The 18,041-nt window shown below is 49.8% G+C and carries 14 protein-coding genes; 3 read left to right on the top strand and 11 right to left on the bottom strand.

Features of this window, described 5'->3' with window-relative positions; genetic code table 11:
- Positions 1–88: 88 nt before the first annotated feature.
- From ccmI to ccmA, 9 genes are read right to left on the bottom strand one after another with little or no spacing between them, the layout of a single operon-like run.
- Complete coding sequence (ccmI, locus tag LG219_RS12770; RefSeq protein ID WP_226764870.1) at positions 89–958, bottom strand: c-type cytochrome biogenesis protein CcmI; 870 nt, start codon at positions 956–958, stop codon at positions 89–91.
- A complete protein-coding gene (locus tag LG219_RS12765) occupies positions 945–1,427 on the bottom strand; it encodes a cytochrome c-type biogenesis protein (RefSeq protein WP_226764869.1) in 483 nt (160 codons plus the stop codon). Before LG219_RS12765 ends, ccmI begins: the two co-directional genes overlap by 14 nt.
- Complete coding sequence (locus LG219_RS12760) at positions 1,424–1,942, bottom strand: DsbE family thiol:disulfide interchange protein (protein WP_226764868.1); 519 nt, start codon at positions 1,940–1,942, stop codon at positions 1,424–1,426. The genes LG219_RS12765 and LG219_RS12760 overlap by 4 nt, the downstream gene beginning before the upstream one ends.
- Complete coding sequence (locus LG219_RS12755) at positions 1,939–3,906, bottom strand: heme lyase CcmF/NrfE family subunit (RefSeq protein ID WP_226764867.1); 1,968 nt, start codon at positions 3,904–3,906, stop codon at positions 1,939–1,941. The genes LG219_RS12760 and LG219_RS12755 overlap by 4 nt, the downstream gene beginning before the upstream one ends.
- Positions 3,903–4,382: a cytochrome c maturation protein CcmE gene (gene ccmE, locus LG219_RS12750; RefSeq protein WP_226764866.1), complete on the bottom strand. Its 480-nt coding sequence runs from the start codon at positions 4,380–4,382 to the stop codon at positions 3,903–3,905. The genes LG219_RS12755 and ccmE overlap by 4 nt, the downstream gene beginning before the upstream one ends.
- Complete coding sequence (ccmD, locus tag LG219_RS12745; RefSeq protein ID WP_226764865.1) at positions 4,379–4,588, bottom strand: heme exporter protein CcmD; 210 nt, start codon at positions 4,586–4,588, stop codon at positions 4,379–4,381. The genes ccmE and ccmD overlap by 4 nt, the downstream gene beginning before the upstream one ends.
- Positions 4,589–4,596: 8 nt before the next feature.
- Positions 4,597–5,370, bottom strand: coding sequence for a heme ABC transporter permease CcmC (ccmC, locus tag LG219_RS12740; protein ID WP_226764864.1), 774 nt, complete (start codon positions 5,368–5,370; stop codon positions 4,597–4,599).
- A 25-nt stretch (positions 5,371–5,395) separates the two neighbouring features.
- Positions 5,396–6,070: a heme exporter protein CcmB gene (gene ccmB, locus LG219_RS12735; RefSeq protein ID WP_226764863.1), complete on the bottom strand. Its 675-nt coding sequence runs from the start codon at positions 6,068–6,070 to the stop codon at positions 5,396–5,398.
- Positions 6,067–6,690, bottom strand: coding sequence for a cytochrome c biogenesis heme-transporting ATPase CcmA (ccmA, locus tag LG219_RS12730; RefSeq protein ID WP_226764862.1), 624 nt, complete (start codon positions 6,688–6,690; stop codon positions 6,067–6,069). The genes ccmB and ccmA overlap by 4 nt, the downstream gene beginning before the upstream one ends.
- A 305-nt stretch (positions 6,691–6,995) precedes the next feature.
- On the opposite strand from ccmA, the gene LG219_RS12725 reads away from it, so the two are divergent.
- Positions 6,996–7,157 (top strand): hypothetical protein, encoded by a 162-nt coding sequence (locus LG219_RS12725; protein WP_226764861.1) that lies wholly within the window; start codon positions 6,996–6,998, stop codon positions 7,155–7,157.
- Here LG219_RS12725 and LG219_RS12720 read toward each other — a convergent pair.
- Positions 7,135–8,946: a TolC family outer membrane protein gene (locus LG219_RS12720; RefSeq protein WP_226764860.1), complete on the bottom strand. Its 1,812-nt coding sequence runs from the start codon at positions 8,944–8,946 to the stop codon at positions 7,135–7,137. The two genes, LG219_RS12725 and LG219_RS12720, sit on opposite strands and share 23 nt — an antisense overlap.
- A 137-nt stretch (positions 8,947–9,083) precedes the next feature.
- On the opposite strand from LG219_RS12720, the gene LG219_RS12715 reads away from it, so the two are divergent.
- Together LG219_RS12715 and LG219_RS12710 are read left to right on the top strand one after the other, a co-directional pair.
- Positions 9,084–9,770 (top strand): transglutaminase-like cysteine peptidase, encoded by a 687-nt coding sequence (locus LG219_RS12715; protein WP_226764859.1) that lies wholly within the window; start codon positions 9,084–9,086, stop codon positions 9,768–9,770.
- A 4-nt stretch (positions 9,771–9,774) separates the two neighbouring features.
- Positions 9,775–11,682 carry a bifunctional diguanylate cyclase/phosphodiesterase gene (locus tag LG219_RS12710; protein WP_226764858.1) on the top strand — a complete coding sequence of 636 codons (1,908 nt, stop codon included), beginning with the start codon at positions 9,775–9,777 and terminating at the stop codon, positions 11,680–11,682.
- A gap of 127 nt (positions 11,683–11,809) precedes the next feature.
- On the opposite strand, the gene LG219_RS12705 is transcribed toward LG219_RS12710, so the two are convergent.
- Positions 11,810–18,041, bottom strand: a 6,232-nt coding sequence (locus tag LG219_RS12705) for a cadherin-like domain-containing protein (RefSeq protein ID WP_226764857.1), incomplete at its 5' end; no start/stop codon positions are given.

Below are 18,041 nucleotides of genomic sequence, written 5' to 3'. Positions count from 1 at the left end.
AAAAATATTGTATCTAAATATACGCTGATTTGGATGGGCAAAAAAAATGGCACAGCGTGGTCGCTGTGCCATTGAAATAGCGCTGATTTTAGGGATGAGCCGCAACGGCGGGGCCAGAGGCTTGGCGATCTTGCAGTGTGCGAATTTCGCCTTTGAGCCAGACTTCGTCTTCTGAACCCGGATCGAGTAAAGCCAGTAATTTGTTCCACCAACGGATGGCCGAAGCATCATCACCGCGCTCAACAGCAGCGCTCCCCGCGAGCATTAGCGCATCGGGCTCGCTGGCATTTAAATCCAGTGATTTCACCAGTAGCTCAGTCGGTCGTCCGGTAAAGCCATTGTTTTCAATTGCCAATACGCCGGCAAATCGGGCGAGCTCGCCGGGGTCTTTTTCGAGCAAAGGCCATGATTTTTCATACGCTTGTGCCGCCTCAGTGTAACGCGCTTGTGCGCGATAGCTGCGTGCCAGCATCAACCAACCGGCGGTGTCATTGGGCTCGAGCGCCATTCTGGCTTCGAGTTTTTTCACCATGCTATCGACTTCGGCTGGGCCAACATTCGGGCTTTGATGCGTGCTTGGATCGAGCGCCGCAGGCGTGCCAATTTTAAAATACAACCCCGCTGCCGCCAGTGGTAAAACAATGGCCAGAATCAAAGCAATCTTGTTTGCGGGGAGGGTTTTTTGCTGCGCGCTGCTGGCATCGGCTCGGCCGACTTCGGCCACTAGCCGTGCTTGGGCTTCTTGTTTTGCTGCAGCAAAATCATCTTGGCTTAAACGGCCATCGCGTAAATCGTCGTCAAGCTCTGCTAAAATCGTTTCGTGCAAAGCGTAGCGTGAACGGCGAATATCACCGGCGGCAGAGCGGCCACGCAATAAAGGCCAGAGCAACATCAGCAAGCAAGTAATCAGTAGTAGCGCGCAGATGAAAGTGAAAATGCCAATATTAGTCGCGTTCATGATTCTTCCCGTCAAATTCTTGTTGTAATGCTTTGATCGCGTCGGCATCGCTGTCGGCATCGGTCTTTGGCGCTGGCGGCGATGCGCGGCGAAGACGTAGCCACAATAAAACCAAGCCCATCAGCAATAACACCGGCGGCAACAACCACAGCAACAGCGTGCGCGCTTTAAAAGGAGGGCGGTAGGTGACAAAGTCGCCGTAGCGGTCGGTTAGATAATTGATGATTTCTGAGTTATTTTTGCCCAGTGCGATTTGCTCGCGCACTTCGCGGCGCAAGTCTTCTGCTAATGGTGCTTGCGAGCTGGCTAGGCTTTCGTTTTGGCAAACTAGGCAACGCAGCTCGGCAGAGAGTTCAACCAGTCGTGCTTCGGCGATGGGATTGCTGGTAATCGATGAGGCGGTTTTGGCCGACACCGTCAGCGAGAGCGCCAGCAATATTGGCATGAGCCAGTAAAAAGAGCGTTTCATCGTTGGGCCTTTTGTAGCTCGGGCAAGAGTTTGTCTTTAAATACTTGCTGGGTGACTGGACCGATGTGTTTGTACACAATGCGACCGGCTTTATCGATGACAAAGGTTTCTGGTACGCCGTACACGCCATAATCCACGCCAACGCGGCCTTCACGGTCGGCAACGACAACGCTATACGGATTGCCGCGCAATGCCAGCCAATCTTTGGCATCGCGATCTTGGTCTTTATAATTCAAACCAACAATCGGGAAGTCATACGATTTGGCGATGTCGTTGAGTACCGGGTGTTCTTGAATACAAGCGCTGCACCATGAGGCCCATACATTCAGTAGCCACGCCTTGCCTTGCAGCTCACTTGGCGAAAACTGGCCGGACTTATCCAGTCGATCTAGCTCAAATTGCGGCGCGGGTTTACCGATTAACACCGAAGGCAGTTCACGCGGATTGAGCGTGAGCCCAATCCCCAGCAGCACGGCCAAGCTAAAGAAAATCATCAGGGGTAGGTAGCGCTTCATGCGGTTTTACCCCATTTTTTTTGCCGGTAACGGCGATCACTCAGCGCAATGATGCCGCCCAAGCCCATTAAAATGCAGCCATACCAAATCCAGCCCACCAGCGGTTTGTAGTGAACGCGAATTAACCAGTCGTCTTTAAACGGATCTTTGCCCAAAGGCTCGCCGAGGGAAACATAAATATCTTTAATCGGCGTGTGATGAATCGCCGCTTCAGTCATCGGCATTTGGCTGGAGAAATACTGCCGTTTTTCTGGCAGCAAAACGCTTTCAACCCGATCATTTTTGCTGAGCGTTAATCGCCCAACCAAGGCTGAATAATTACTCGCTCGGGCGGAATTCACCGCGTCAAAGCGCAAGGTATAGCCTGAGATTGGATGCGTATCGCCCATGGCCATGCGTAAATCATCTTCGTGCTCATAGCTCGATACAATCGTCACGCCAGCCACAAACACCGCCATCCCCAGATGGGCAATATGCATGCCCGAGAATGCCGCCGGTACTTTGCACAGCGCTTGCCACCAAGAAGCGCCATGCCGATGATGGCTGATTAAACGTAAGCTCCAATCACGCAATGCGGTGAGCGCAATCCACAGCGCAATCGCCAGAGCCACCGCTACGCCCCAACGCCATTCACCCCACAACAGTGGTAAGAGTGCGCCGCCGACCAAGGCCAAAATCAACGGCAATTGAATTGCCAGCCATAAAGTATGCGCGTCTTGGTATTTCCAGCGCACCGTGCCACTCAATCCCATAAGGATGAGCGCCGGCATCATTAATGGAATAAACACACTATTAAAATACGGCGGGCCAACCGAGAGTTTGCCTTGCCCCAGCGCATCAATCAGCAATGGGTAGAGCGTGCCCAGAAACACCGTTGAGCAAGCGACAATCAAAATCACATTATTGGCCAGCAATAAAGCCTCGCGAGAGCGCCAGCTAAATGCACCACCGCCTTCCAGTAGCGGCGCACGCCAAGCGTACAGCGCCAAAGAAGTCCCAATCACCAAGCATAAGAAAATCAGGATAAACAAGCCGCGCGCCGGATCAGTAGCAAAAGCATGCACCGAGGTTAAAACGCCGGAGCGAACTAAAAAGGTGCCGAGTAATGATAGAGAGAACGTACCAATCGCCAGCAACACCGTCCAATGCTTAAAGGCATTGCGCTTTTCGGCCACGGCTAAAGAGTGAATCAAGGCGGTACCGGCTAACCACGGCATAAATGACGCGTTTTCGACCGGATCCCAAAACCACCAGCCGCCCCAACCTAGCTCGTAATACGCCCAAGCGCTGCCGAGCATAATGCCCAAAGTCAGCGAAACCCAAGCGGCCAAAGTCCAAGGTCGACTCCAACGCGCCCAACTGGCGTCTAAGCGCCCGGAAATCAGCGCCGCCACGGCAAAAGCAAACGCCACCGAAAAACCGACATAACCCATATACAGCAATGGCGGATGGAAAATCAGCCCTAAATCTTGCAAGAGTGGGTTTAAATCCGCGCCATCAGCCGCCGCAGGCAATTGACGGGTAAATGGATTGGAGGTGAATAAAATAAATAAATACAGCCCCGAGCCAATCCAGCCTAAAACGCCGCCGACCAAGGCTTGCACTGATAGCGGCAAGTTTTTCGCAAACACCGCGACCGCCGCACCCCAGCCTGCCAGCATCAATACCCACAATAATAGCGAGCCTTCATGGCCACCCCAGACGGCGGCGAATTTGTAAAACACCGGCAACAGGCTATTGGATTGTCGAACCACATAGCGAATCGAAAAGTCGTCTTGCAAAAAAGCCGTCGCCAATAGCGCAAAGGCGATGCTGGTGAGCAGCAACTGCAAGACCGCCGCCGGCCGCGCAACGCGCATCAGCGGCAAATTATTATGAATACCACCCCAAATACCGAGTGTGCCTTGGGCAATTGCCACCAGCAGCGCCAAGATCAGCGCAAAGCTACCGAGTTCACCAATCATTGTTGTTCCTTATTGTGCTGTGAGGCCTGACTTGCGGCGCGGTTTTTGGCTGCGGCTTGATGTGCTTGATTGACGGCTTCTTGCGCTTCGGGCGGCATATAGTTTTCGTCATGTTTGGCGAGCACTTCGCTGGCGATAAACGTGCCATTTTCCCAGCGCCCTTGCGCTACGACGCCTTTACCTTCTTTAAATAAATCCGGCAAGATGCCGCGATATTGCACGGGGATATTTTGCGCGGTATCGGTGATGACAAATTGCATGGTTACGCCATCGGCAGCACGCGCAAGGCTGTTTTCGGCCACCATGCCGCCAACGCGAAATGCGCTATTTTGTGGCGCTTCACCGGCGATAATTTGCGTCGGCGAATAAAAGAACACTAGATTTTGTCGGAATGCGTTCACAACAAAAAAAGTCACTAAGCTCAATGCAATGAGCGCGCCGATAATCCATGCGGCGCGTTTACGTCTGGGGGTCATGATGCATCCTTGCTGACTGCGGGTGGGTTTGGGTTGATGTGTTGAATCGTCGCCGCTCGGCGGATTTGCCGCACAATGCTGCGACGCTGGGTTTTAATAAATACCCACTCTAGGCATAAGGCTGCAGCGCATGCAAAAAAAGAGCCCCATACATATACCCCATGGCTTCCCATGGCTATAAAATCACTTAAATTATTCCAATACATAGCAACTCCTAGGCTTTATGCGCGGGGATGGCGAGCAATTCTTGCACCCAGCGTGTGCGCGCTTCGCGCTGCAAAATCAAATTACGCACTCGGCTGAGCGTGGTGGTGATTGAATACATCCACGCCGCGAGCGACATCAGCAGCATGGCAATGAGCATGGTGCTGGCCATGGTGCTGCCTTTTTCCATTGAAATCGACGCGCCTTGATGCAGCGTATTCCACCATTTCACCGAGAAATAAATCACCGGCACATTAAATACGCCGACAATCGCCAGCACCGAACCGGCTTTATCCGCGCGATCGGGCTCATCAATACTGCGGGTGAGGGCGATAAAACCCAGATACAGGAAAAACAGCAGCAACATCGACGTTAGCCGTGCATCCCAAACCCACCATGTTCCCCACATCGGCTTGCCCCAGAGCGCACCGGTGAACAGCGATAAAAACGCCATTAAAGCGCCCGTCGGTGCCAAGGCTTGCGCCATCATGGCCGATAACCGTGTGCGTAAAATCAAATGCATCACCGACCAAAAAGCCATTGCCACATAAATCAGCATCGCCATCCAACTGGTCGGCACGTGCAAGAAAATAATCCGATAACCTTCACCTTGCTGGGCATCAGCCGGCGCAATCGCAAAGCCCAACCACAGACCCGCCATGGCCAACAGCACCGCCAGCGTTGCAAACAGCGGAATCAAGCGACCGGCTAAAGGGTAAAACTGATATGGCGAAGCAAAATGAAAAATATTGAGCCAACGTGGCCCATCGGTATTCGGTTTCATTGCAGTCCTAAAGTTGTATTTGGCATTATTCCACCGCCAATTTAATCGCCATCGCTGCCAGCCAAGGCGCTAAAAACAGTGCCCCGCAGGCAATCGCCGCCAGCAAAGAGAGTTCGGCGTAGCCGTTTAAGCCACCAGCGACGGCCGCCACCGCACCACTGCCAAAAATCAACACCGGCGCATACAGCGGCAAGACCAGCAGCGCCAGCAGCATATCGCCTTGGCGCACGCCTAAAGTCAGCGCCGCGCCGATACTGCCCAGTGCGCTAAGTACCGGCGTACCGATCAATAGGCTCGCCATTAACATCAACAATAAATCGCTACTTAAGCCGTATTGCACGCCGAGTAAAGGGGCGATAAGGGTGAGCGGCACACCGGTAGTGAGCCAATGGGCGACAATTTTGCCGGCCACCATCATGCTCGCTGGCGCGGGGGCGAGCAGTAATTGCTCTAGCGTGCCGTCTTGCCAATCGGCTTGAAATAACCGTGGTAAGGCCAGCAAATTGGCCAAAATCGCGGCAACCCATAAAACACCGGGGCCAATGCGCGTTAATAATTTGGACTCAGGGCCAATCGCCAACGGAAACAAACACGCGACCAAGACAAAAAACACCAGCCCGACCAATAAATCGCCGCGCTGTTGCCAAGCCAAAAATAAATCCCGCCGGATCACTGTGCTAAAAAAAGTCCAGCTACTCATACTGGCCTCGTCAGGGTGAGCTCGGTCACGTGTTGGATGGTGGCGGGTAGCTGTTGGTGCGAAGTTAAAAGCACCAATCCACCTTGCTGGCAATGGCTGTTAATCCATTCACCCAGCTCGCTTTGTGCCGCAGTATCGAGCGCGACAAATGGCTCGTCGAGCAACCACAATGGCCGTGGCGTGGCCAGTAATCTGGCTAAGGCGGCGCGTTTTTTTTGCCCTTGCGACAAGCTACGCACGGGTAGATCACATTGCTGCAATAAGCCCACTTTGGCCAAAGTGTGCAAAATTGCCGCCTCTGATAAATGATTTCCAGCGATTTGCGCCGCCCAATGTAAATTTTGATATGGACTGAGCAAGTCTTTGAGCGCATCTTTATGACCCAAATAATGCAGCTGGCAGTGGTAATCGTCGCCAAGCGCAGTCAGCGCTTGGCCTTGCCACAGAATTTGCCCTTGATCAGGCTGCGAAAGACCGGCCAGCATTTTAAGTAAACTGGTTTTACCAATGCCATTTTCGCCGCGCAAATGAACGCAATCCCCCGCGTGGAGGGCGAAAGAAAGATCCGAAAACAGGCGTCGATCACCGCGCTGAGCAGCAATTTGGTCGATTAAAATCATAGGTTTAGTATACGGATTCACTGTTTAGAACAAGCGGGTATTTGGTTCTATCTCGACCCACCTCCAAAGAGGTAGTCCTTAATACAAGCGGCGGGTTAAAAAAAGTATTTTATAGTGCTTAGGGGCTGCTGACGTTTGGTTTCCCGCCGCGCTGGAGTGTTTTTCGCGGCGAATCAAGGTGTAGTAAGCGATGCATAGTCATTCTATGTGAGCTTGCTACAACACAGAGTCGCCGCGAAAAGCGCCCAGCCCGCAGGGTTTGGCGGCTTTTGGCCTGATGCTGCGTTACAAAGCGCTGGCGTAGAATGACTACGTTGCGCGCTTCGTGCCTTGCCTCAGGCCAAAATCCGCGCAAACGCGGTTGGCAAACCAAACGTCAACAGACCCTAGGTAAAAATAAAAACAGCCCGTCGATTAACGGGCTGTTGGCTGGTGAACTTGGCTTTATTCGCTACGTCCGCTGGTGACTTGTTCGCGTTTGATTTTCCACTTGCCGCCTTCAGATACGAGATCAAGGGTTTTTTCAACGTTGTCTTGATAGTTGCTTGAGCTGTAGCTTTGTTTAAAGGTGACTTTGGCTTGATCTTTGCTGACATTGCTGCAGCTTAAGTTATCAAATTTCAAGGTAATCGCACCTTCTTTACTTAAGCGGCTACGGCGTTTGTTTTCCCAATCGGCGCGAGTTCGCTTGCCTGAGGCTTCAAATTGGCTGGCATATTGTGCTAAATACGCATCGACCTTTTTCTCGGCCCATTGGCTGCGCCAGCTTTCTACCATCTCGGTAATCGATTTATCGCAGCTATTATTGCTCGCAGGTGTTTCTGGTGTGGCAGGAATCACTGGGGTGGCAATACGTGGTGGTCGACCAGCGAGGGCCGCTTCACGATCAAGTGGCACGGTTGGAATCAAAGCGCCTAAACAATTAGCTTTGTCGTCCTCTGCTTCAGCGCCGCCAAGATCAGAATTGGGCGCAATGTTTTCCAGTGGTGAGATTTGCAGTGCAGCCAGCAATTCATGCGCTTGAGTCAGTACGCGAGCATACGATAGTTGATGATCGTATTCAGCGCGTACCAGCGCGCGTTTGGCTTCAAATAACTCGTTTTCGGTATCTAATAAGTCGAGTAATGAGCGTTGGCCAATATCAAATTGTCGGCGGAATGCATCACGCGCTTTTTCGGTTGAGAGTACGTGTTGATCGAGGTATTTACGTTGCTCGGTGAGGCGATAAGTATCATTCCACGCAATTTGAGTGGTTTGGCGTAAATCACGGCAAGTTTTATCGCGTAATTCATAGGTGATATTGAGCTGGTCAGCATATTGACTGGCTAAAGCCACATCGCTGCCACCTCGGAAAATATTGTAATCAACGATTAGCTGCGCTTTGCTATCACGATAATTACCGTCGATATTATCGCGATTTTTATCGTAGCCATGCGCGGCGCGGAAATAGAGTTGTGGATAAAAACCGCTCTTTTTGGCCGTGGCCGCGGCACGAGCGCCACGGATATTATAAATCGCCGCTAAAAAACTCGGGTTATTACGTAAACCCTCTTTAAGGTGATTTAAATCTTTTGGGCTAAATGAGCCTAAATCAGGCGCATCATTCATGATTGCATCAGGCGCTACGCCAGTAAGGCGTTCATAGCGGGCAGAAACATCGAGTAAATTGGATGATTCGGTCAGCCAATTGGATTCGGCTAATGCCAAACGACCTGTTGCCATTTCTAAATCAACGCGGCGACCTACGCCGGCTTCGACGCGCTCTACAATTTGGTTGTAGGTTTCTTTGTGAATTGCATAATTGTCGCTCGCTAGTTCAACTAATTTGCGATAGCGTAATACATCTAAATAAGCATTGGTGGTTTCAAGCGCAGCAGCATCGCTGGTGGCCAATAAATCATAATAACGAGTGAGGCTACCATAGCCGAGACGGCGAACTTCTTCAGAAGTCGCAAAACCGTCGAACAGCATTTGGCGAAATTCAATATTGTAGCTAGGGTGATTGAAATTACCGGTTTTATTTTTTGGATCTTGCAGATTTTCTGCGCTTGCAATACCTTGGATATTGATCTGTGGGTAGTATCCACCACGCGCAACATCTTGTTCTTTTCCTGACGCGCGAAATTCTAGCCATTTAGCGCGAATTTCTGGATTGCGTAATACGGTTTGTTCGACGGCATCGCGTAATGTCGCGGCCGCAAAGCTAGTGGCGCTACTGAGAGTAAGGAATAAAATTGCAATTGTTTTTAGCTTCATATTTCTCAATGTCCAATTTAGGATGATGTATTAAAGTTATAAGCGCGTTGATTGTTGTCTAGTTTACCTAAATGATTTCATTAATGCTCTAGTATTAACAATTCCTACTATAGCCAAATCGTCGAGAAAAGATCGAAATGTTCAATTTGCAGCGTCCTGATTACGGATGGATTTGCAGCTTACTGTTGCTCACAATGCTTTGGGCATTCCCCGTTTTTTCTGCCTGGGATTTTGATCGTTTGCTTAAGTTGGCGCAGCAACGTTATGCTGCAAATACGGTTAAAACTGTGGCAGAAATGCAGCAACTATTACTTGCCAGTAAAACATTGCCTGAAGCCGATAAACTAAAAAGAATTAATGAGTATATCAATCGTAGATTTCAGTTTGTTGAAGATCAGGTTTTGTGGAACCAAGCCGATTATTGGGCGACACCACTTGAAATGATGGGTAAATCAGCGGGTGATTGTGAAGACTTTGCCATTATTAAATATATGGCATTAAAAGATGCTGGGGTTTCTACTGATAAATTAAGGCTGAGTTATGTAAAAGCCAAAATTGGTGGCAATAATAGTACAATTAGTCAGGCACATATGGTATTGACTTATTATAGCGAACCTGATGCGGAGCCTTTAGTTTTGGATAATTTAATTACTGAAATTCGTCCAGCAAGTCGCCGTCCTGATTTAACCCCCGTATTTAGTTTTAATCATGAAGGCGTATTTGCAGGAAGTGGTAAACAGCCATCAGCATCGATTGATCGTTTGTCACGCTGGAAGGATGTTTTATTACGTATGCAAGCAGATGGCATTGACAATAAGGAATAACAGAGTGTCTTTAATTCGGCAGGTATTATTATTAATCATCATCTCAACGTTGCTGGCCTTTATGGTGAGTTTAATTGTGAGCACATTGAGCGCGCGAGATTATTTGCAGCAACAATTATTCACACAAAGTAGTGATAATGCATCGTCTTTGGCTTTGTCTTTATCGCAGCAGGCTGAAGATCCGGCGATGATTGAGTTAATGACCTCGGCGTTGTTTGATTCTGGGCATTTTGAATTAATTCGTTTTCGTGATCCGCATAAAAAAATAATCATCGAACTCAAAAATAAAGAGCTGCCCAGTCATGTGCCCAGTTGGTTTATGCAATTGTTTCCGATTGATGTGGCTTCGGGGCAAGCTTTAGTCAATAAAGGCTGGCAGCAGGCGGGTGCTGTCGAGGTTCGTGCGCATAGTAAATTCGCTTACGAGTCATTATGGAGTGGCGTAGTTAAATTATTCTTCTGGATTATTGGCGGCGGGGTATTGGTGGCCTTATTAGTGTGGGCGCTATTTAATCGAGTACGTCAGCCGATTTCTCAAATGATTGCGCAGGCCGAAGCGATTAGCGAGCGGCGATTTATTACCATTGCCGAGCCACCGTATATTGAATTACGCCGAGTCGTTGGTGCAATGAATAGTATGGTGGTGCGAATCAAGCAAATGTTTGATGAACAATCAGAGCGCATTGATCAGCTGCATCAAGATGTGAATCGAGACAAAGTGACTGGCTTAGTTAATCGTGCTTTTTTTATGGGACGTTTATCGGGTTTGCTTAATGATGAAGATCGCAGTGGCCATGGTTTTTTATTGCTATTGCGATTAAAAGATTTGGCTGAGATTAATCAAAATCTAGGTCGACAAGCAACGGATCAATTACTCAGCCAGATTGCAACGTGTTTGGCGCGTTGGGATGATCAAGGTGAAGAATGGGTGGCTGCCCGATTAAATGGCTGTGATTTTGCTTTAACAACGCCAGATTTAGAAAATCCAGCCGAATTTGTCGCCCAACTACTCGCGTCGTTGACTGAATTAAGTAGCATGGAAAACTTTATTCACATCGGTTATAGCGAATTTATTCAAGGTGAATCGATTGGCGCTTTGCTAGCAAGAACCGATGCGGCCATGGCGCAAGCAGAAAACCAAGGCGTGATTAGTGCTGTCGCGGCGACGATTGATGTTGCGTTTGTGAGTCACCCTAATACCTATTGGCGCGAATGTTTGCAGCAAGCTGTGCAGTCACAGCAATTTGTTGCTGCGCAATATCCAGCACTAGATTGGCAGGGCAAGGTGATTCATCAAGAGCTGATGTTGCGTTTGCCTGAGGTGGGTCGTGATCATTTATTGAGTGCCGGTGTCTTTATGCCATTTGCCAAGCGTTTTGGCTTAACTGCAGAGCTAGATTTGGCCGCGGTTCGCTTGGCAGTCAAAGAATTAACACAGCATTCCACGCATTTTGCGGTCAATTTAGATATCGAATCATTGAGCAATCTGCCATTTCGCGCTGAGCTAGTCAAAATTTTGCAAGGTCTCAGCCCTGAAACGCGTGCTCGCCTGTGGTTTGATATTAATGGCAATAGTTTTACGCAAGAATTTGAAACGCTGGCTACTTTTGCGGCTGAGATGAATCAATTGAATGTCAAAGTGGGGATTGAGCATTTTGGCCGCGCGGTGAGCAGCATGCTGCGCTTATACGATTTACCGTTGGCGTATTTAAAAATTGATGGCAGTTATATCCTCGATATTGATCAACATACTGGCAATCAACGCTTATTAAAAGAAGTCGTTCGTATGGCCGATAGCCTGGGCATATTGACAATTGCAGAACAAGTTCGCACTGAAGCGGAGTGGAGTAAATTAAAAGAACTCGGTTTGAGCGGTGTAACGGGGTTGATTACTAAAGATAAATTAAAATAATTTAAGTCTATCGATTGGATGTAAAAAAAGGCCAGATTCAATCTCTGGCCTTTTTTTATTGCTGCTTTAGTTCATCGGGTCTGTTGACATTGGGTTTGCCTACCGCCAAACCAAACGTGAACAGAGCCTAGTCTGTAATCAATTTTCCTTTGCTCAGTAGCTCATTAATGATGGCTTGATCATTACCTGACGTGGTGAGATCAACACCTTGTAAGGTAATGACTTGGTCTTCTTTCGTGGTCCAATTGCCATTGCTAAATTCACCTTTGCTGCTGACGTGAACAATCGTGTCTGTGCCCGACTTCTCAAAGTGCAGATACTGCGTGAGGCTGCCGCTATTTTCGCCTTGTAGTAAGTCGCGCAGATCGAGTTTATCCACATCGCCCACAGCATTGCCTGATTTGGCGTTGTTGAAGTCCATCACCACATCACGGGCAGGTGCGCCAACAGTACCTTGGTCGCCCAGCGTCCATTTAAAGGTGTCTGATCCGGCATCGCCGCGCAGAATATCTGAGCCACTTCCGCCAACAAGTAAATCGTTGCCTAAGCCGCCACGCAGCGCATCATTTTCAGAGCCGCCAAATAATTTGTCATTCCCGCTGCCACCATAAAGGACATCTGAACCTTGTTCACCAAAGACAACGTCATCACCACTGCCCGCATTGGCATAATCCGAAATGGATTGAGTTGGTGAAGAAAGGTTTGAAAGTGTGCGTAAGTCTGTGCCTTCAATGCCGGTCGTTGCAATATTCATGATCTCCAGTGCCATTAAGGTATTACTAGTTTGCGTTACATTATTTTCAGTGCCGCCCATATAGATGAGGTCATTGCCTGCACCAGCTTCAACATGGTCATTTCGATAGTCCATGACAAAAACTTGATCATGTGATGCCGTAGTGACCGATGTATTCACCCCCGGTATAAGTGTCGGAGGATTGGTCGAGTAGTCCCAATCACCAGCAGATTTCATTTCTACGGTTAAGCCCGAGCTGTCCGCGCTGCCATTAACAACCGTAAATAAATCAACACCTGCGCCACCAGATAAAACATTGCTGTTGGGGACTACTTTGACCGTCCAAATCGCACTGGATGTGCCTCCGAAACCATCGCTTACGGTGTAGCGGATGGTGGCTTCACCGATGAAGTTGGCGTCTGGTGTAAAGACTGGCAAGCCCGTTTTCGGATCAATGGTGACCACACCTTGCCCAGACGTGAGCGTTGGCGTGCCAGTGAGCGTTAATTTATCGCCTTGCAAGTCTTTATCGTTGGCCAGCACATCGAGTGAAATCGCTTGATTGGCCTTGGTAAAGCTAAAGTCATCGACCAGTACCGGCGCGGTGTTATAGCGTGGCGGAATGACATTGATGGTTAATGTGCTATTGGATTTATCCAGATCACCATCGTTGTCAATCAAGGTAAAGCCAATATTCTCGCTGGCATTGCTTTGTAAAGTCACTGGCGGCGTGTAAGTGTATTTACCATCATCCAAATCAATGATGAATTGTCCACCCAAGGTCGTAGTGACTTTTAAAGTATGGCTCACTGGGTCAAAGGTATAAGTGCTGCCATTGGCGGTGGTGGTGATGCTATTGCCCGCAGTGTTAAAGGTGTATTTCACCCCATTGACCGTGATGTCGTTGATGTGACCGCCATCGGCACCAAAACCTGCGACCGCCGAGCCAACCAGTCCGCCGGTGATATTACCTGCTGTTGGCGTAAGGATGGTGTCGCGCAAAATCGGTGGCAATTGCGCCAAATCAGTGACGATAATCGAGTTGGCTTCGGTGCCTGAACCTGTACCGTTGTAAGCGAGAGGGTCAAGATTGGTGCCTGCTACGCCAGTGCCTAAGCCAATCGCCAGTGAGTTAATGTCTTTGCTATTTAAGAAGTCAGTCCATGTTTTTGTTTCGGTGCTATCTAAACCAAGACCTGTGCCAGGCACACCATCAGAGAAGAAATACCCGACGTTTTGGCCACCGACCAGTTTGCCAGCATCGTCAAAATGCGTCATGACTTGAGCAACGCCAGCGTCGTAATTGGTTCCGCCATCTGCAGTAAAGTTTGCCAATATGGCTTTGGCCTCTGCAGCGGTAAGCCAAGTATTGCCATTAGCGAGTTGGGTGGTGGCCGTTGAGCTAAAGCCAACCAACATGATCTTAACGTCACCCACATTATCGTAATCGTTGATGAGTTGTGTTAACGCCTCTTTAGCCACTTGTAAGCGAGTTTTGCCCGCAATTCCGCTCGCATCGGCCATGCTGCCCGAGGTATCCAAAGTCAGGATTAAATTGGTATTGATGTATGGCATTTGCACCGTTGCCGTCGTGCTTTGGCCTACCGGCGCATCATCTTCAATATTGATCGTAACTTGACCCGAACTTGATAACTTACCATCTGATGCACTCACCGTTACATTGAACGATTTCACGTCTTCAGCGGTTTTATCGACATGATCAACTGGGCCCGATAACGTCACGGTGTATTTGCCCGTGCCATCAATCGAGATCGTGGCAATCGTTTGATTGCCAACCGTGCCAACCAGCGCACCTGTGCCATTGCCGCTCCAATTAATCGCTTGGCCACCTGAGGTTAAACCTGTTGGCGCAGTTAAGGTGTAGGTGAGTGCGGTGTTGTCGACATCATTAAAGATCACCGTTCCTATTGCAGTGGTGGCATTGCTTGTATCTGATGTGCCTGTGGTATCTGCAATGCCGCCTTTCAAGCCTTCTTCTGAAACGGTGACTGGCGTGCTAGAAACAAAAGTGGGGGCATCATTGACCGGATTCACGGTGATTGTGCCAGTCGCTGGCGTTGTATCAACCAGCCCATAAACATCTTTTGCGGCATATTCGAAAGTTTGAATGCCATTCCAATTTGCATTGGGTTTGAAGTAAATCGTTGCGCCATTCGCGGTTGCGGCAATCACCGTTGCTGCGGTGATGGCCACCGTACCTGCCGCATCACTATAAAAAGTGCCATTGCTTGGCAAGGTCGTCAGATTAAAACTGCGCACCGAGCCATCCACATCACTGCCGCTGAGGTTAACGGTAATTAAGGTGTCTTCTGCACCGCTGGCCGTAATCATCGCGGTATCTGGCGCGTCGTTCACTGCCGTGACATGCAGTGAAACCGTCGCTGTATCTACCCCGCCCTTACCATCGCTAATGGTGTAGGTAAAACTTGCTGGGCCGGTGTAGTTCGGTGCCGGAGTAAACACCACATTGCCATTAACGAGCGCCACGCTACCGTTAGTCGCACCTTGAACGGAGGTAATCGTTAATACATCGCCATCAGGGTCTTTATCATTAGCGAGTAAAGCCGCACTAGTGATGGTCAGCCGCGTATCTTCTACTGTTGAGTAAGGTACCGGGCTAGTAAGAATGAAGTTGCCTAAAGATTGGTAAGCGTCTGCGCCTTGACGTAGTTCGGGCTTAAATACGGCTTGGCCGCCTTGATCCCAATATACGATCTCAATCGTATGATTACCGCCCGTCGCGATGGTAAATGAAGCATGCTCAGTACCGGTTGGTGATTGAATCTTATCAACTTCAGCGACTTTTTTACCATCAACATAAATTACATAACCATCATCGGCGAGGACTTTAAAGTTGTAAGTCCCAGCTGCCAAAGTGATATTGCCGGTCATGCGAATGATGGCATCAGAGGAGTTCTCAGGATCGGTATTGAGTGATGCCGCATCACTACCAAGGAAGGTTTGTAGATTATTATTCCCGCCCAAATCACCATTGCCAAGATTGTAATTAAAAGTTTTCGCCGTAAAGACCGCCGCAGCACTGTGGCTATCAATAAAAGCCTTCACCATCGCTAGCGAAGTTAAATTACTGCCATCAAGATTGCTGCCTTCGTGATACACGAAATATTCGGATTTAAGGCCGGTCGTTGTCGCAGGATCATCGATGGCATCGGGCGCATCATTCACTGCTTTAACGGTGATTTTGCCATTGGCCGGGGTGCTATCGGCCAAACCCGAATTATCCGTCGCAGCGTATTGGAATGTTGTATCGCCATTCCAGTTGGCATTGGGTTTGAAGTAGATGGTTGCGCCATTATTGGTCGCCGTAATCACGCTGGCCGCTGTGATCGCAATGGTACCGGCTGCATCGCTATAGAACGTGCCGTTTGCTGGCAAGGCCGTCACTTTGAAGTTGGCGACGCTGCCATCAACGTCACTACCGCTGAGGTTGACGGCGATGAGGGTGTCTTCATCACCAGTCGCGGTGGTTGCATTGGTTTCTGGTGCGTCGTTTACCGCCACAACATGAACCGTACTAATCGCAGTATTGCTATTGGCTAGGCCATCATTCACGGTCACATTTAAAATACGATCAACCGTGCTCGGATTTTCGCTGGTGCTGCTAAAGCGAATCGATTCGATGGCGGTCTCGTAATCCGCTTTAGAGGCATTGCCCGTGAGCGTTAATACAATTTGCCCATTAACGACGCTTTGTGCTGCAACAATCCCATTGGGTAAACCGACGGTCGTCAATACATCGCCCAACTGAGCGTTGGTCAAGACAATCTTCGCGCTTTGTAAATTGGCGTTGTCCACATCGTTAATCAAGCTATCGATGTCTGCAATCGGAATACCACTCCCATTTTCGGTATACGTGGTAATAAAACTCGTATCTTCCATGCTGGCATCAAGATCGAGCGTTGGTGCGTCGTTGACAGGGGTCACTTTCACGTCGAGCGTACTGCTGCTGCCGGTGTTGGTGACATAAGTCGCCTGCGGCATCGCGCCATTCCAATTCGGCGCTGGGGTAAAGGTGTATTCACCGTTGCTGCTAATGGTCAATGTACCTACGTTAGCAATCGTTGCCGTTTGTCCCGCAGTGTAATTGCTGCCACCTACCGAGAAGGTCGCGACGGTTAAAGCGCTATCAACATCGCTATCATTAGTCAGCACATTGCCGGTGGCTGGCGAGTCTTCAAGGACAGTTTGGCTGTCGGCTTGCAAGACACTGGCGTCGTCAACCGGGGTCACTTTCACGTCGAGCGTACTGCTGCTGCCGGTGTTGGTAACATAAGTCGCTTGCGGCATCACGCCATTCCAGTTTGGCGCAGGGCTAAAGGTGTATTCACCGTTGCTGCCAAGGGTCAATGTACCGACATTGGCGATCGTTGCGGTTTGGCCTGCGGTGTAGTTGCGGCCGTCTACCGAGAAGGTCGCGACGGTTAAAGCATTATCAACATCGCGATCGTTGGTCAGCACATTGCCGGTGGCTGGCGTGTCTTCAAGGACCGTTTGGCTATCGGCCCGTAAGATACTGGCGTCGTCAACGGGCGTGAGGTTGATGTTGACGGTCGCCAAGGCGGTACCGCCTTTGCCGTCGGAGACGGTGACGGTAAAGCTGTCGCTACCGATGTAGTCGAGGTTTGGCGTATAGGTGTAGCTACCGTTCGGGTTGAGCACCACAGTACCGTGCGCTGGGTTGCTCGCTTGCGTGAACGACAAGGTGTCGCCATCCACATCGGTGCCGTTGACTTTACCGATCACAATCGTGTCTTCCGGCACATTGTGCGTATAGGTACCGGTGTTCGGGTCGAAGTTAACCGTCGGTGGTACTGGTTCAGTCGGTGGGGTGACCACCGGTTTGTCGTTGGTGCCGGTAATGGTCAGTGACAAGGTGCTATCCACCGTCACTGTGCCATCGGTGACGGTGTACGGTACGGTGATTTTAAGTTCTTCACCGGCTTTGAGGCTGTTGTACGCAGGATCGGCTGGGTTAAAGCTGTAGCTGCCGTCGGCGTTGAGCGTTAAGCCTGCAGGCAATGGGTTTTTAGCGGCGAAGGTGAGTTTCTCAACATCCACGTCGGTGGCGATCAATTGACCATTCACCAGCGCGTCGTCTTCTTTCACATTGAGCGTTGCAGCGGTTGCGACAGGCGCATCATTCGTGCCATTCACCACGACCGTAATCGTCACTGGCGTACCGTCTTTGGACAAGACCGTGAAGCTTTCAGTGAGGGATTCTTTATCGTCCAAGCCTTGCACAATGCCTTGGCTATTGTCGACGGTATACGTCCACAAGCCAGCGTCATTGACGGCAAACTGGCCATACTTGCCCGTGGTATTTTGGGTCTGGAATACGGCTTCGCCGGCATCCGGGTCGGTAATGGTTAACTGACCTTGGGTTTTGATTTCATTGCCGACAACTGCGACGTCTTCAGTGACTTCACCTTGCTTCACCCCACCGATGATCGCTGGATCAGAGGCGGGCGTGAGGTTGATGTTCACCGTCGCCAAGGCGGTACCGCCTTTGCCGTCGGAGACGGTGACGGTAAAGCTGTCGCTACCGATGTAGTCGAGGTTTGGCGTATAGGTGTAGCTACCGTTC

Origin of the sequence: Deefgea salmonis (assembly GCF_020531905.1) — a bacterium.
Classification (GTDB): Bacteria; Pseudomonadota; Gammaproteobacteria; order Burkholderiales; family Chitinibacteraceae; genus Deefgea; species Deefgea salmonis.
This window is presented reverse-complemented; position numbering and strand designations above follow the sequence as displayed.

Bases quoted from the DNA above. Each gene is read 5' to 3' on its own strand.
- ccmI (WP_226764870.1), bottom strand. From the start codon at position 958: ATGAACGCGACTAATATTGGCATTTTCACTTTCATCTGCGCGCTACTA.
- LG219_RS12765 (WP_226764869.1), bottom strand. From the start codon at position 1,427: ATGAAACGCTCTTTTTACTGGCTCATGCCAATATTGCTGGCGCTCTCG.
- LG219_RS12760 (WP_226764868.1), bottom strand. From the start codon at position 1,942: ATGAAGCGCTACCTACCCCTGATGATTTTCTTTAGCTTGGCCGTGCTG.
- LG219_RS12755 (WP_226764867.1), bottom strand. From the start codon at position 3,906: ATGATTGGTGAACTCGGTAGCTTTGCGCTGATCTTGGCGCTGCTGGTG.
- ccmE (WP_226764866.1), bottom strand. From the start codon at position 4,382: ATGACCCCCAGACGTAAACGCGCCGCATGGATTATCGGCGCGCTCATT.
- ccmD (WP_226764865.1), bottom strand. From the start codon at position 4,588: ATGTATTGGAATAATTTAAGTGATTTTATAGCCATGGGAAGCCATGGG.
- ccmC (WP_226764864.1), bottom strand. From the start codon at position 5,370: ATGAAACCGAATACCGATGGGCCACGTTGGCTCAATATTTTTCATTTT.
- ccmB (WP_226764863.1), bottom strand. From the start codon at position 6,070: ATGAGTAGCTGGACTTTTTTTAGCACAGTGATCCGGCGGGATTTATTT.
- ccmA (WP_226764862.1), bottom strand. From the start codon at position 6,690: ATGATTTTAATCGACCAAATTGCTGCTCAGCGCGGTGATCGACGCCTG.
- LG219_RS12725 (WP_226764861.1), top strand. From the start codon at position 6,996: ATGACTACGTTGCGCGCTTCGTGCCTTGCCTCAGGCCAAAATCCGCGC.
- LG219_RS12720 (WP_226764860.1), bottom strand. From the start codon at position 8,946: ATGAAGCTAAAAACAATTGCAATTTTATTCCTTACTCTCAGTAGCGCC.
- LG219_RS12715 (WP_226764859.1), top strand. From the start codon at position 9,084: ATGTTCAATTTGCAGCGTCCTGATTACGGATGGATTTGCAGCTTACTG.